General features: G+C 49.5%; 18 protein-coding genes. 5 read left to right on the plus strand and 13 right to left on the minus strand.

Annotated features, from left to right (window positions below; genetic code table 11):
• Nucleotides 1-62: 62 nt before the first annotated feature.
• The 3 genes from EVJ23_RS13060 to groES form a co-directional block, all read right to left on the minus strand.
• Nucleotides 63-2204 (minus strand): KAP family P-loop NTPase fold protein, encoded by a 2142-nt coding sequence (locus EVJ23_RS13060; protein ID WP_131466346.1) that lies wholly within the window; start codon nt 2202-2204, stop codon nt 63-65.
• Nucleotides 2205-2490: 286 nt separating this feature from the next.
• The gene (gene groL / locus EVJ23_RS13065) at nt 2491-4131 is read right to left on the minus strand and encodes a chaperonin GroEL (protein ID WP_070329019.1); all 1641 of its coding nucleotides are present in this window, start codon (nt 4129-4131) and stop codon (nt 2491-2493) included.
• 43 nt (nt 4132-4174) lie between these two features.
• On the minus strand, nt 4175-4459 hold the full coding sequence (groES, locus tag EVJ23_RS13070; protein ID WP_016510840.1) for a co-chaperone GroES: 285 nt from the start codon (nt 4457-4459) through the stop codon (nt 4175-4177).
• 258 nt (nt 4460-4717) lie between these two features.
• Between groES and EVJ23_RS13075 the strand changes: the two genes are divergently transcribed.
• A complete protein-coding gene (locus EVJ23_RS13075; protein WP_071399011.1) occupies nt 4718-5368 on the plus strand; it encodes a CPBP family intramembrane glutamic endopeptidase in 651 nt (216 codons plus the stop codon).
• Between the two features lie 16 nt (nt 5369-5384).
• Entirely contained in the window at nt 5385-5594 is a 210-nt protein-coding gene (locus tag EVJ23_RS13080) for a YdiK family protein (RefSeq protein ID WP_070329018.1), read from the plus strand.
• A gap of 13 nt (nt 5595-5607) precedes the next feature.
• Here EVJ23_RS13080 and EVJ23_RS13085 read toward each other — a convergent pair whose 3' ends face one another.
• On the minus strand, nt 5608-6009 hold the full coding sequence (locus tag EVJ23_RS13085; RefSeq protein WP_070329017.1) for a hypothetical protein: 402 nt from the start codon (nt 6007-6009) through the stop codon (nt 5608-5610).
• 133 nt (nt 6010-6142) lie between these two features.
• Complete coding sequence (locus tag EVJ23_RS13090) at nt 6143-6514, minus strand: hypothetical protein (protein WP_131466348.1); 372 nt, start codon at nt 6512-6514, stop codon at nt 6143-6145.
• 121 nt (nt 6515-6635) lie between these two features.
• Between EVJ23_RS13090 and EVJ23_RS13095 the strand changes: the two genes are divergently transcribed.
• On the plus strand, nt 6636-6914 hold the full coding sequence (locus tag EVJ23_RS13095) for a hypothetical protein (protein ID WP_131466350.1): 279 nt from the start codon (nt 6636-6638) through the stop codon (nt 6912-6914).
• Between the two features lie 34 nt (nt 6915-6948).
• Here the strand turns inward: EVJ23_RS13095 and bsh are convergent, their stop codons facing one another.
• The 3 genes from bsh to EVJ23_RS15310 all read right to left on the minus strand — a co-directional run bounded on the left by bsh (nt 6949) and on the right by EVJ23_RS15310 (nt 8624).
• Entirely contained in the window at nt 6949-7923 is a 975-nt protein-coding gene (gene bsh / locus EVJ23_RS13100) for a choloylglycine hydrolase (RefSeq protein ID WP_131466352.1), read from the minus strand.
• 132 nt (nt 7924-8055) lie between these two features.
• A complete protein-coding gene (locus EVJ23_RS13105) occupies nt 8056-8451 on the minus strand; it encodes a hypothetical protein (RefSeq protein ID WP_131466354.1) in 396 nt (131 codons plus the stop codon).
• A gap of 14 nt (nt 8452-8465) precedes the next feature.
• Nucleotides 8466-8624: a hypothetical protein gene (locus tag EVJ23_RS15310; protein WP_201739242.1), complete on the minus strand. Its 159-nt coding sequence runs from the start codon at nt 8622-8624 to the stop codon at nt 8466-8468.
• 117 nt (nt 8625-8741) lie between these two features.
• On the opposite strand from EVJ23_RS15310, the gene EVJ23_RS13110 reads away from it, so the two are divergent.
• Nucleotides 8742-9077, plus strand: a complete 336-nt coding sequence (locus EVJ23_RS13110; RefSeq protein WP_131466356.1) for a TM2 domain-containing protein — start codon at nt 8742-8744, stop codon at nt 9075-9077.
• Between the two features lie 37 nt (nt 9078-9114).
• Here the strand turns inward: EVJ23_RS13110 and EVJ23_RS13115 are convergent, their stop codons facing one another.
• From EVJ23_RS13115 to EVJ23_RS13135, 5 genes are all read right to left on the minus strand, one after another.
• Nucleotides 9115-9699, minus strand: coding sequence for an NADPH-dependent F420 reductase (locus EVJ23_RS13115; protein ID WP_071399018.1), 585 nt, complete (start codon nt 9697-9699; stop codon nt 9115-9117).
• Nucleotides 9700-9713: 14 nt separating this feature from the next.
• Nucleotides 9714-10187: a hypothetical protein gene (locus EVJ23_RS13120; RefSeq protein ID WP_131466358.1), complete on the minus strand. Its 474-nt coding sequence runs from the start codon at nt 10185-10187 to the stop codon at nt 9714-9716.
• 89 nt (nt 10188-10276) lie between these two features.
• Nucleotides 10277-11089: an ABC transporter ATP-binding protein gene (locus EVJ23_RS13125; protein ID WP_131466359.1), complete on the minus strand. Its 813-nt coding sequence runs from the start codon at nt 11087-11089 to the stop codon at nt 10277-10279.
• Nucleotides 11086-12132, minus strand: coding sequence for a FecCD family ABC transporter permease (locus tag EVJ23_RS13130; RefSeq protein WP_131466361.1), 1047 nt, complete (start codon nt 12130-12132; stop codon nt 11086-11088). Before EVJ23_RS13130 ends, EVJ23_RS13125 begins: the two co-directional genes overlap by 4 nt.
• Nucleotides 12129-13106, minus strand: a complete 978-nt coding sequence (locus EVJ23_RS13135; protein WP_236633546.1) for a FecCD family ABC transporter permease — start codon at nt 13104-13106, stop codon at nt 12129-12131. The genes EVJ23_RS13130 and EVJ23_RS13135 overlap by 4 nt, the downstream gene beginning before the upstream one ends.
• Before the next feature lie 128 nt (nt 13107-13234).
• On the opposite strand from EVJ23_RS13135, the gene EVJ23_RS13140 reads away from it, so the two are divergent.
• Nucleotides 13235-14170 carry an ABC transporter substrate-binding protein gene (locus EVJ23_RS13140; RefSeq protein WP_131466363.1) on the plus strand — a complete coding sequence of 312 codons (936 nt, stop codon included), beginning with the start codon at nt 13235-13237 and terminating at the stop codon, nt 14168-14170.
• Nucleotides 14171-14325 lie beyond the last annotated feature (155 nt).

Below are 14325 nucleotides of genomic sequence, written 5' to 3' on the forward strand. Positions count from 1 at the left end.
GACCATATACAGTTCAAAAAAACTTTTGTATATGGTCTTTCTGTTAAAGTTTTAATATTCTTTTACGTATCCTTTTCTTTATCATTCACGAAATGGTGAATCCACAAAAATTGTCGAGCTAATTCTTCTTTTCTTGAGACATTCAATGAATTCGGATAATTTTCATCAAATGGTAAATTTCCAATTGTTCTTTGGATAGTATCCACCATTAAATCAGGATTGACGATTTTTTTAACAGCATCATAATTCTCATTACTAAAATTCGATTTTTTAGAGCCGAATTCTCCAAATGCTGTGGGAGTATAAGATTCAAGGAGATCAAATACAAAATCCGAATCGTTTACTATGTTTTGAGAGATTGTTTGTGAAGCTTCTCCAGTTTCCCCATACTCATGCCAAATAGTCAGTAGATAGGGTAAGCGCTCAATCTTTCCTAAGTCTCCAATGTCTGCTTTAGTTATTTCTTCTGAAGCTCGTTGAGCTAAGGTTTTAGCTAACTCCAAGTATTCTTCTTCTGAGTAAGCATTAGGATTTGGGTGTTCTTCAGTATTTTTTCTAAACCATGAGAAACATTCCGCCGCAAATGCTAATGGGTCTGCGGTCAGTATAATGTTTCTACCTAAATCGAGCCGTTCTGTTTTGTCTTCTAAGTTTACTACACAGTCAGCTGTAAACATTGCTCCTTGTCCATAGGTATTCCATGCACTAAACACTTGTACCGGGTTAGGAAGATAGTTTCCCAACTTTGATATAGAGAGGGCTAAATTTTTCAATTGTTCTGACGTTAAGCTTTTACTTAACCTTCTCAGTTTAGAAATAAACGTCTCTGCGTTGTTCTCATTCATAATTTCTTTAATTTCATTCACAATTTCAGCTATCGAACTGTCTTTACTGCGTTCAAGGAGTTCATTTATAGTTATATCAGAAATGTCTTTTTTATTGATTGCGTAAGTAAAATACCTCTGAAAATACAAAGGGGAGCATATTCGCTGTTTTTCACTCCAAGTCTCTTCCCAATCGTTACCATAAGTAGTATTTTTAAAAATTGCATTCAGCTTGGGAAATAGAAAACAAAGTAAGTCTAAAATATTTTCTTTTTCCTCTGGATGAAAGCGCGCCAATATTCCTTCAATCTTTTCTTTTTTCCTTACTTTTTCTTTTTCTTTTTGTTGAGAACTATAAATCATATTTCCATCCGTTAAAAACAATTCCTTATTATTTTTGATTAAAGAATAAACCTCGGGCAAGAAAACTCTAACTCCTTCTATAAGCATTAAGTCAACTATATTTGCCTCATTTCTTAAGATTGGTAGAGAAAACATAAGTATGTTTGAGTATAATTTAGCTTGTCTTGGCGTAGTTAATTGAGGTTCTATCCCTTTAGAAAAATTGTTCACAAATTCTCTCGCATTTTCTTCTGATAATCCCACTCCAACAAAATCTATAACTTTATTTATTTCGTTAAAGCATAAAGTTCTTAAATCTTCTTTATCAACTGCTGGAAGATGTAAAGGTACCTGTATTATTTTTTCTAGAAAAGAGTTACCTGCACCGAGTGAACTTGATGGCCCATATCGTTCTTGCAATACAGTTGCTACTACTTCCTTATCAAAAGCTAAAATGTATGCAGTATATTTAAAGTCTGCAGTGAGTTTAACTAATCGAAACAAAGCGTGTATATCGTTTTTTTCAAGTCTATCGATATCATCAATAAAAATAACTACTCTCTTTTTTTCATTCTCAAGTAAACTCTCGATTCGGCTTTTCAGTTCTTCAATATCTGCTCCGGAAAAAAACGATCCTATACCTTCCGCTGCCTCTGTTCTTCCGGCGATAGAGGCAATTGGTTTAACGTATTTTTCAATAAAGTCGCCTATTTTTTCTCTCCCTGTTTCTATAGTTCGATCTATAGAGGTAGCTAAATCATTAAAAAAATTTACTAACATCTGATCTTCACTACCGAATCTCCATGGATTGAAATTCATACAGACAATATCGGGTTTATCTTTTAATTCATTTTCAATAAAGTTAAATACAGAGGTTTTCCCTTCGCCCCAAGCTCCATAAATCCCTATAACGATACTGCTTGAATCATTTCTTTCCGCAATAACATTTGCAACTCGTTGTGCAAAGGGATATCTATTAAATTTGTCATGGCTCGGATTATCTATCGGATTATCTGAAGAATAATTTAAATCAACCATAAACTAGCACCTCCTAATTGAATTATATTATCAACATGAATTGAATTAACAGTAATGGTGATTACAATTAATTTGAAGACCAACACCAGTAATTTAATACAAAAATTTAGTTAATTATAAACTTCAATTCAAAATCGATAACATCCTCCTGCTAATCAATATTTAACAAAATATTGGAAGTTCGAGCTCCTTGCATTATATGATTTCTGTAATTTTGAGTGAGAGCCCAAAATAAAAAACTATTTATGTATCAACACGATACATAAATAGTTTTTTTGTGAATGACTTACATCATTCCGCCCATTCCACCCATGCCGCCCATGTCAGGCATGCCGCCGCCAGCGCCTGCTGGTTCTGGCTTGTCTGCGATGACCGCTTCTGTTGTGAGGAACATGGCTGATACTGATGCCGCGTTTTGAAGCGCTGAGCGCGTCACTTTCGCCGGGTCGACGATACCGTATGCGATCATGTCGACGTACTCGCCAGTCGCGGCGTTGTAGCCGATGCCGACCGACTCGTTCTTGAGCTTCTCGACGATGACCGAACCTTCTTCACCCGCGTTTTCCGCGATTTGACGGACCGGTGACTCAAGCGCACGGAGGACGAGTTTGACACCTGTCGCCTCATCCGCTGTCACTTCAGAAAGAAGTGCGCGAACCGCTGGGATGACGTTGATGTAGGCTGTACCGCCACCTGCGACGATGCCTTCTTCGACCGCTGCGCGTGTCGCATTGAGCGCGTCTTCGATGCGAAGCTTGCGCTCTTTGAGTTCTGTTTCTGTCGCTGCGCCAACTTTGACGACGGCTACGCCGCCTGCGAGTTTCGCGAGACGCTCTTGAAGCTTCTCACGGTCGAAGTCAGACGATGTCTCTTCGATTTGGTTACGGATCGTTTGAACGCGCGATTTGATCGTCGCTTCATCGCCAGCACCTTCAACGATCGTTGTCGTGTCTTTCGTGACGACGACTTTCGATGCGCGTCCGAGCTGTTGGAGTGACGCCGACTTGAGCTCGAGACCGAGGTCTTCTGTGATGACTTGGCCGCCTGTGAGCGTCGCAAGGTCTTCGAGCATCGCTTTACGACGGTCGCCGAATCCTGGTGCTTTGACCGCGACCGCGTTGAACGTACCACGGAGCTTGTTCAAGACGAGTGTCGCGAGCGCATCGCCTTCGATGTCTTCAGCGACGATCAAGATCGGTTTCCCTTGTTGCACGACTTGCTCGAGCACTGGGATGATCTCTTGGATGTTCGAGATCTTCTTATCTGTGATCAAGATGAACGGATTGTCGAGCACCGCTTCCATCTTGTCTGAGTCGGAGATCATGTATGGTGATAAGTATCCGCGGTCGAACTGCATGCCTTCAACGACGTCGAGTTCCGTCGTGAAGCCGCGTGATTCTTCGATCGTGATAACGCCGTCGTTGCCGACACGTTCCATCGCTTCAGCAATCAATTCGCCGACTTCTTCGTCAGCAGCCGAGATGGCCGCGACTTGCGCGATCGCTTCTTTCGACGCGATCGGTTTCGAGATGGCTTTTAGTTCTTCGAGCGCACGGCGGACCGCTTTGTCGATCCCTTTACGAAGGATCATCGGGTTCGCGCCCGCTGTGACGTTCTTCAACCCTTCACGGATCATCGCTTGAGCGAGGACTGTCGCTGTCGTCGTACCGTCCCCTGCGACTTCGTTCGTCTTCGACGCGACTTCGGCGACGAGCTTCGCGCCCATGTTTTCGAAGTGGTCTTCGAGTTCGATTTCTTTCGCGATCGTCACACCGTCATTCGTGATGAGTGGTGAGCCGAACTTCTTCTCGAGGACGACGTTACGTCCTTTCGGTCCGATCGTTACTTTTACCGCGTCAGCGAGTGCGTCGACGCCACGAAGCATCGCGTGACGTGCGTCTTCTGAGAATTTGATTTCTTTTGCCATTGTTCATTTCCCCCTAAAAAAGATTTTTGAAAAATGGTAAGTCTTAGCCTACGATTGCTAGAATGTCGCTCTCACGAACGATTAAGTATTCTTTTCCATCATGCTTCACTTCGGTACCCGCGTATTTCGAGTAGATGACCAAATCATTTTCTTTGACGTCGAGAGCGATCCGCTCGCCTTGGTCTGTCACGCGGCCTGTGCCGACTGCGAGGACCTTCCCTTGTTGCGGCTTTTCTTTCGCCGTGTCAGGAAGCACGATGCCTCCGATCGTCTTTTCTTCTTTCTCCACGACTTCGATGATAACGCGATCTCCTAGTGGTTTTAACATTGAAAAAACCTCCTCCGAATATGAATGATGTATCGTTGTATCGTAAGTTTTAGCACTCGTCAAAATGGAGTGCTAACACTGTTTAGTGTAGTATGAGACGATGAAAAATGCAAGCGGGAACATCGAAAAACGCTTCCACTCGCGGTCAAGAGACCTTATTTGTTACAATGGTCAAAAGGAACGCTTAACTCTTGTGAATAAGGAAGTGTTGAATTGGCCACATTAAACTCAAACCAATCGATAAATACCCGGTTTTCGATGGCACCTAACATTCGGATCCGGCACATCATCCCAATTCTCCTCTACGCGTTCGTGCAGTTCTTCCCGCTGCTCATTAGTGGAGTCCGTCCCGAGTGGATCACCCCAACGTCGACCGGCCTTTGGTTCGCGATCGGCTTCAGTTTAACGATCGTCATCTCGTTCTTCTTGCTTTGGCCGGATTTGAAGCTGTATAAGCAACAAGGCATCCAGTCGAACTTGAACGATACGGTCAAATGGATCGGGCTCGGGATTTTGATGCAGTACGGGCTCGTCATCGTCGCCAACCTGATTGAGACCGCGATATCAGGTGATCTCGTAGGGTCACAAAACACCGAGCAAATCGCTGATATCGTCCGTCTCGTCCCAGTCATGACGCTCTCAGTCGTCTTGCTCGGACCGATCATGGAAGAGATTTTGTTCCGCCACATCCTGTTCGGGAACTTGAGCGCCCGGTTCGGGTTTTGGATCGCGTTTGCGGTCAGTTCACTCTTGTTCGCACTCATCCACGGCGACAATAAGATTCTCGTCTATGTGGCGATGAGTTTCGCCTTCACGGTCGCTTACGCCAAGACGCGTCGCTTGATCGTCCCGATCGCGATTCACGCGTTCAACAACGCGCTCGTCATGGTCGTACTATTTTTAATGTAGAAATGAGGTGGCACATATGCCGCGACACTTAAAAGTCATGTTTTTGTTCAGTCTCTCATTCGGGATTCTGTTTACGGTCCTCGCCTACTACTCGGTGCAGGAGTATGGCTTCAGCTTCTGGACGTACTTCATCATCGCCGTAGCCGCTTACGACTTCTTCAAGGTGTACCAAATCTTGACGCTCGCTCGGAAAGAGAAAAAAGACGGGTCAGACAAATCTGCATAACGAAAGCCCGGGCTTAGGAGCTCGGGCTTTTCTTCATGTAAACAATATTTGTCGTATCAATCATTTCATCGAGTATGGCGCGTCGAAGCAAAAGACCCCGTCGTACCATCACCAATCCAACGATGACGTACAGCGTATCAAGTAACGGAACGGTCATCTCATCAAAGAACCAGACGACGACAAAAAATACGAAAATCGTCACGAACGAGAGCGACGACACCAACTTCGAATCGACCGTCCGTTGTAGCGATATGATTGTCTCGGCGTCGAGCCGTTCGAGTTGCTCATGATAATACGTGTGCACGACAACACCGAACGCTGCCCACGTGATCATGATGAACTCACCATTCCACCACCCCAATACAAATACGATTGGGTTAAAGAGCAGAAACGCAAACAATATTTTTTTCCTCATCAAGTCCCTCCTCACGATAAAGGCCTTCATTCACCTCGCGCTCGATTTGCCGATGGGTCAAACGCATCGAATGTCCGCGTCAGCTTTTTGTCGTCCTCGTACTGTCATCTCGTCTTTGTCACAACTAGATGCCTTATCTCTCATCCTGTTCCATTGCTTGCTCATACGTATGTATCTCATTCATCAAGAACAGTCCTTTTGTCGCAAACAAATACGTCAACGCGGTCAGTGCGAGTTCTTGTGTCGATTGCGTCAGGCGCGTCGCACCAAACCCGATTAAGAAGATCACAATGAACACGATGATTGCGACAAGCCATGTCTTCTCACTAGAGCGCCAAAACAAGCGTTCTCTGATCGAGGTCGGATACTGTCCGGCTTTTCGTCGGTGCCACCGATAAAACAGCACACTCGCGATGAGAAACAATAGATGCGAAGACACACCGAATAGGACGGATCCGGCCATTAAACCAATACTCACCGCTACTGCCATGTTACGTCCGCTCATCATTTCCCCTCCTATGTTCAATCTATACGAAGAAAAATGATCAAAGTTTCATTCGCTTTTGAAAAAGACGTCAATCTACGTTATATTTGATAGACGGACTATCAAATAAGGAGAGATATTGATGAAGAAAGTACTTCTCGCGACGGTTGCTTCCATGTTTCTCGTCGCCTGTTCAAACGCAGACGACCTGTCAACATACGAAGAATATGGCGTTCTCGAAGAGACGATTGATGTCGCACAATATGAACCGAAAGTCGAGACGGACAACGACGGCAACCGCGTCATCCTATTCTATGAAGATGAACGTGTGGCGTATAAAAGCGTCTATGTGAAAAACGAGCGTCATTTGAAAGTCATCAGCACAGGCGCTGAAGCCCCGCTCTATAACGATACACTCTAAGACACAGCCCGCTTCTCAGGAAGCAGGCTGTGTCTTAATTCGCGTAATGAATCTGTTGCCCGGTGACGAGCGGATAAGCAATCAGCCGCGTCCCGTCTAAGTCTTCATTGAACAGCGACACGGCCGTGATCTGGCTGTTCTCATACGTTTGATAATAATAGATGCCTCGGTCCATATTGCAGCAAGACGAATAGATCGTATATTCGAACGTCCCGTCCGCTGCCTCATTCAGCCCCCGTGTCTGCATCACCGTGTCCAGTAGCTTGAAGAACTGACTGACACTCTCCGACTCAGTCTGCCCGGAGATCGAATTGAATCTGGCGAACGTCGCTCGTACGAATCGCGACGTCGACGATAAGTCACCGGGTAACCCATGGCCGCCTAAGCCGAGGCAATACGCTTCGAGATCGAGTGCTTTCGCAAACGTGTTGTCCGGTAGCTTCGTCGACACATGACGGTAGTCGTTCAAATTGAACAATTGATAGTCAAACGACGGATTGTTCGTCAACACGCCGACTGGGTTGTCGTACACACGCAACCCGTTTTTGAGCGGCTCCACGACGATCGACTGCTGTTGGTCGGCAATCATCCAATGGAGCGGATGCAGCCGCAGTTCATTGCTGAAATCGATGTTGACTAAGTTGATCGTCTCAAGTCGTTGCTTCGCCTCGCCCACCGTGGCACACTGTCCGAGTATCCACGGAATGAACTCGAACGGAGTCACGTTATCTAAACCGCTCGCCTCCGGTTTGAAGTCGGCGTTCCCCGGAAAATTAAGCCCGGCCATACTGAGACCTGTTTCATTCGTCGCTTCATAATAAAGCGGATAGTCATCGACGACCGTCGCCATCCCGATCATCGCGTAATGATGAGGGACGTCGCCCACGCGTCTATATGTGAAGAGATAGTTCCTAGGCGTGATCGTCACTTGTTCGTGATAGGAGACGTTCAGGTCAAGATTGCGGCCGAAATAGTGATCTTTCGTTGAATACGTGATGGCTGTACACATAACAGGACTCCTTCCGTTCAAAAACAGACAACGACACTCTTTGGTCTATTCACGTTATCCGGGGACTTCAACCACAGTTCCTGACGACAAAAGACCGGTCAAGCTGTCGCTTCACCGGTCTCGCTCGCTATGTTATACGTGACGTTCGATAGAAGGTTCCAGGTCTTGAAAAAACCAGAGACCAAAGCCCTTTAATCCGAAGACGAGCGCCAGTCCGTAATGCATGAGCGCGCGCAACGAATAGTCGATTGTCTCGACCCGAAACGAGATGAAGAACCCGATCATCAACGCGACAATCACGACGCGAAGCGTGAACGTACTTGCTTGTTCCCCGATGGCTTTCCCCGTCGCGTCACCCTGTGAATATGCCACGTCATGGCGCCAATAATAAAAAACTAACGCGAACGACATCAAAGTACTTTGAGGCACGTCCCCGAGCAGGAGTTCCACTACGACCATCCCGAGCATAACGCCCGTCCCTAGTTTCAGTACGTCTTGGTTCGAAAACTTCTCCCGAACACGAAGCATTACCGAACGCTTCTTCATAATACGATAAACCCGACAGTCAATAGTCCATACATGAAGCCAAGGACAATCACGCTAATGGCAATCGATTTATATTGCGGATACTTATGTAACACGACCGCTCCCGCGATGATGTGAATAAACGCGACGATGAACGTCACAATGGCAAAGCCCATTTGGTTCTTCCTCTCTTCTAAAAAAATAAATAGAAATTCATGGGAATTCATCCGTTTCCCGGTACAATAAAGAATGCATTTATTATATCAATTTTTGGAAAGAAGGCACACCACACCATGAATTATTCACGTACCGATTTAACGACTGAGGAAATGCTCCTCGTCAACAGCGAAGTCGAGAAAAAGAAACGCAGTCTCGTCGTCGCTTATTTGCTCTGGTTCTTCCTCGGCGCTTTAGGCGCTCACCGCTTCTATTTCAAGAAAACAGGAACAGGCATTGCCATGCTCTTGATGGTCGTTTTGACGATTGGTTTTGGTGCCATCATCACAGGTATTTGGGCACTCGTCGACGCGTTCCTCATGCCTGGCTGGCAACAACGCGAAGTCGAGGCAATCGAAAGCGAAACGATCGCTTCGTTGAAAACTCGTAACGAGCAACAAGCAGCCTTTTAACGATCAGACGGCCACGCAATCGCGTGACCGTCTTTTTTCAGAAGTTATTCTCTTTCAAATAGAATGCGAAGTTACGATGCTTCCGCTCTTTCGTCGCGTAATGAATCCATAACCATGCGAGCGACTCGAGTTCACGGGCGAGCTTCAAGTGGTGGAGCGTATGCGCGTCGAAGCCGATCTTCGAGGCCAAGCCTTGAACGGCCCGGACCGCCTCCTGCTCGTCCCCGGCGATGAACATCATCGACATGTTCGGGTTCTCTAAGTTCTCGACCCCGGTCTGGTTGAACGCTTTGACGATGCGGACGTGCGGGGCCAAGTCCTGCAGATGTTCGGCCCCGGACTTCCCTTCCGGCCGCTCAATCGCATCAAACTCTTTGGCGATCGGGTTCGTCACATCGATGACGATCTTATCGTCCAAATCCCGGAGCGACTGAATCAAATCGATCGCCGCCGCGAACGGAGTAGTCAGTAACAGAACGTCACTGTTTGACGCCACTTCTTGGAGCGACATCGTCCCTTCCCGTTCGGTACGAGTCCCGTATAACACGTCATAGCCGACGTCCTCGAACTTGCGGCCAAGCGTCCGCCCGACCTTGCCGGCGCCTAATATCCCGATCTTCATGTATAAAGTCCCCCTTATAATTCTTCATCCGTCCGCGTGATCGTTCCACCGAGCTCGCTTGCGAGCCCGTCGAGCACCGACGGGTCGAACTCTTCCCCAATCCCCATCACACCGGTCTGCCCGGGCTCGATGTTGCCGACGGTCCGTTTGAACGTCTCTTGAATGCTTTGGACGTGCTTCAAGTCTTTCGTCCCGCCGATCAGTCCACCGGTCAGCGTCCCGAACAGAATCCCGAACGGACCCCCGAGGATACCAACTGCCATCCCAATCAACGCGCCTTTCGTCGACTTCGTCACCGGTTTCAACTGCACCGCATCCTCAAATGAAAACGCCCCGTTGTCCTCACGCTTGATGACGACGAGTTGTTCGAACCCGATGAGCCCGTCGGCGTGATACTTTTTCAACTTGCTGAACGCCTGATACGAAATCGACTCTTCTGGAAACGTGAACGTGACGATATGGTACGGCTGTTTTTCCTTCTTACTCATGTTGGCTCCTCCTTTTACAAACACAGGGACACATCAGCTTTCTTTTAGTTCTTCCCCGGGTTCAGACGAAAAAAAACCTAGTCCGAAGACTAGGTCGTAGGTGGCCGTTTCTCATTCAATTCGTAATGCGAATACGGGATACAGAGCGGCGTCCCGTACAGCGGATCTTTCGTCACAACGACTTTCAAACCGAAGACGTCCTGCATGAACGCCTCATCGACGACGTCGTTCGGACTACCTTTGCGGTAGACGTTCCCGTCAGCGAGGGCGATGACATGGTCGGCGTAACGACAAGCGAGATGCAGGTCGTGGAGCACCATGATGATCGTCTTGCCTTCTAACCGATTCAAGCGGTACATCAAGTCGAGAATCTCGATTTGGTGCGACATGTCGAGATACGTCGTCGGTTCGTCGAGAAGAATCGTCTCCGACTCCTGGGCCAAGGCGAGCGCGATCCAGACGCGCTGTTTCTGTCCGCCCGACAAGTTGCTGACGAGCGTATCCCGGAGCGAGACCGTGTCCGTGAAGGCGAGCGCCCGTTCGACGGCGCGCTCATCGTCTTCCGAATAGCGCTTGAAGAACGTCTGGTACGGATAACGGCCGAAGCGAACGAGCTGTTCGACGGTCAGGCCGTCCGGGGCGACGTTCACTTGCGGCATGAACGCCATGAGCCGGGCCGCCTCCTTCGCCCGATAAGCGTCGAGCGGCTTATCTCGGAACGAGACCGTGCCTGCCAAAGTGGCGCGTTGCCTTGCGAGCGTCGACAACAGGGTCGACTTCCCGCACCCGTTCGCGCCGATGAGCACGGTGATCTTTCCGTGTGGGATCGAGAACGTCAAATCGTCGAGCACCGTCTTCTGCTCATAGCCGATGGCGACTTGCTGTAAATCAAATGTATTCATCTCATGCTTCCTTTCATCATACGGCGAAGTAAATAGAAGAAGTACGGCGCACCGATGACGGCTGTCATCACACCGGTCCGGAGCTCATATGGATAAAAGATCGTCCGACCGATTGCGTCCGCCAACACGACGATTGTCGCCCCGACGAGGAGCGTCGCCCAAACATATGGCAGTTTCAATCCTTGACGGGCGATGTGCGGGGCCATCAGTCCCACGAAGCCGATGGCGCCGACGAAGGCGACACCGACGCCGGCGAGTAGGCACGACAACAAGAGCGTCCCTCGCTGGATCCCGCGCACCGGCACCCCGATGCTCGTCGCGACCGCCTCACTGATGTGGAGCGGCCGGACGTGCCGTTCAATTAAGAAAGCGGCAAGTAAAAACAGGATCGCGAGCGGGACCATGATCGTAAGTTGCTTCCACGTCGCTGCATATACTGTTCCGGTCAACCATTGTTGGATGTCGTTCTTCCGGTAAACGTTCGAGGCGAGCATCATGAACTGGACGATGCCTTGCGAGAAGATACTGATCCCGATCCCGATGAGTGCGAGCCGGACCGGCGGGACACCGCGCTTCAATAAATAAAACAGAAACGCCCCGACCGCGAGCGCACCGGCAAATGAGGCGAACGGGATATAGGCGAGCGGGACGGACAACTGATTCGTCCGCTCATCGGTGAAGACGGTGAAGAACGTCGCCGTCGCCACCCCGGCCCCGCCGACGATCCCGAAAATCTCGGGCGAGGCGAGTTCGTTCTTGATTGTAAGCTGTAACAAATGCCCACTGACGGCGAGACAGGCCCCGGCGGTGATCGCCATCAAGACGCGCGGCATCCGGAACTCGAAGACGATGAGCTCCGCGAACGCATCACCCGATCCAACGAAGAGTGCCCCGAGTGACCACGGCGTCAAAAACGTTTCTCCGATGGCGAGACCTAAATAAATGGCAATGATGAGACCGACAAGTAAAGCGACCGCCAAGACGATTTCACGCCTCCTGAGCGTGAACGAGAACGGGCCTTTTCGAAAACTGTATGATTTCATGACTTAAAGACTCCTTGTCTAGCACTGACGAGATAGATGAAGAAAGCTCCACCGATGACGGCGAGCACGACACCGACCGTGACTTCGCGGGGGAATAAAATGATACGTCCGAAAATATCGGCCGCGAGCAACAGCACACTTCCGAGCAGGGCGCTCCCGAGCAACCTCGCGAAAAACGCCGTACCGAACATGTACCTAGCGAGGTGCGGGGCGAGCAGTCCGACAAAAGCGATCGGACCGGCCAGCGCGACACCGAACGCCGACAAGATGACGGCGAGCGTCACGGCGACGAATTTCACAACACCAACGTTTTGACCGAGCGAACGGGCGACTTGATCACCGAGCGACAACGTCTCAAGTTCTTTACTGATGAAGATGACGAGCACGGTCGCGCCAATCATCCATGGCAAGAGCGTCGTCACGAGCGTCAGCGATCGTCCCGCGACCGACCCGGTCAGCCAAAATAGCACTTCGTCGAGCGCCCCTTCCTCATACGCGATAATCGATTGGGTGAACGAGCTGAACAGCGCCGCGAGCGATGCACCGGCGAGCGTCATGTACATGACGTTGCCACCGTTCGCGCTGAGGAGATAGACGATGACACCGGCGATGAAAGCACCAATGAGTGCGGCCGTCGTGAACGAGGCGATGCTGCTGAACCCGAACAACGTCACGAGCACGATGGCGAGACTCGCCCCGGCGTTGACGGCCAAAATATCGGGTGACGCGAGCGGGTTGCGCGTCACGAGTTGAAACAAGAGTCCGGCCAAGCCGAGGACACTCCCGACGACGAGGGCGACGGCGGTCCGCGGGATCCGGTTGTCCTCTAAGGCGATCATCGCCTTTGAAGATACGTCACCGCCTAAGCCGAGCACGTCTTCGTGACCGACCGGGATGACGCCGACCCGTAAACTGATATAACTCAAGATTGGTAATGCAATGATCAAGGCAAATAGTTTGATCCACGGTTTCATCATTTCCTCACTTCTTTCCTCCCCTACCATAGCAAAATCTCGCTGTTAGAAAAAGGGGTTGACAGTGATAATCATTATCACTTATAGTCGGGAAGGAAAACTTACTATTCAAAGGAGACTTTATTCATATGAAAAAACTTGGATTAGCGTTACTTACGCTCTGTCTGACAGTCGTCCTCGCTGCTTGCGGCGGGTCGGAAGAGGCAAGCAACTCGAACGAATCAGAAGAAGCAGCGACGCGCACGGTCGAGCACGCCATGGGCACGGCTGAAGTCCCAACAGAACCGAAACGCGTCGTCGTCTTGACGAACGAAGGGACCGAGGCGTTGATCGCCCTCGGCGTCAAACAAGTCGGTGCCGTCAAATCATGGAACGGTGACCCGTGGTACCCGCACATCGAGTCTGAGATGACAGATGTGACGGAAGTCGGGACAGAGAGCGAGGTCAACCTCGAGGCAATCGCGAAACTCGAGCCAGACCTCATCATCGGTACGAAACTTCGCCAAGAGAACATCTATGACAAACTGAACGCGATCGCACCGACGGTCATGTCAGAGACGCTCAAAGGCGACTGGCAAGAGAACTTCGCGCTTTACGCGAACGCCCTCAACCTCGAAGACAAAGGAAAAGACGTGTTAGCTGACTACGACCAACACGTCGAAGACACGAAAACTGAGCTCGGCGACGCCGTGAACAAAGAATTGTCGGTCGTCCGTTTCCTTCCTGGCGCGTCACGCATCTACTTCACGGACAGCTTCTCAGGCGTCATCTTAGGCGACGTCGGCGTCAAACGCCCGGCGTCACAAGACCGCACGGAATTCGCTGAAGAAGTCACGATGGAACGCATCCCGGAAATGGACGGCGACCATATCGTCTACTTCACATATGGCGGTGCGGACGGATCGAAAACGGCCGAAGAATGGCAGTCAAACCAGCTTTGGAAAGACTTGAAAGCCGTCAAGGCCGGTGAAGTGACCGAAGTGAGCGACGATACGTGGAACACGTCAGGCGGCGTCTTGTCAGCCAACGAAGTGCTCGACGAACTCGTCACCATCTTGAAATAAGCACAAGCGCGCCAAATCGGCGCGCTTTTTTAACATAATTAAGCGAGAATTCTCCCACCTCTAAGCGTCTGGGGCGAGGCCCAGCGTAGGTGGGAGATGAATCGCCCGTACATAAACCTCTTGGCCACCCCTGTGACAGATATGACGAACAGAAG

This window comes from Exiguobacterium sp. SH1S1 (genome assembly GCF_004337245.1).
Taxonomy (GTDB): domain Bacteria; phylum Bacillota; class Bacilli; order Exiguobacteriales; family Exiguobacteriaceae; genus Exiguobacterium; species Exiguobacterium aurantiacum_A.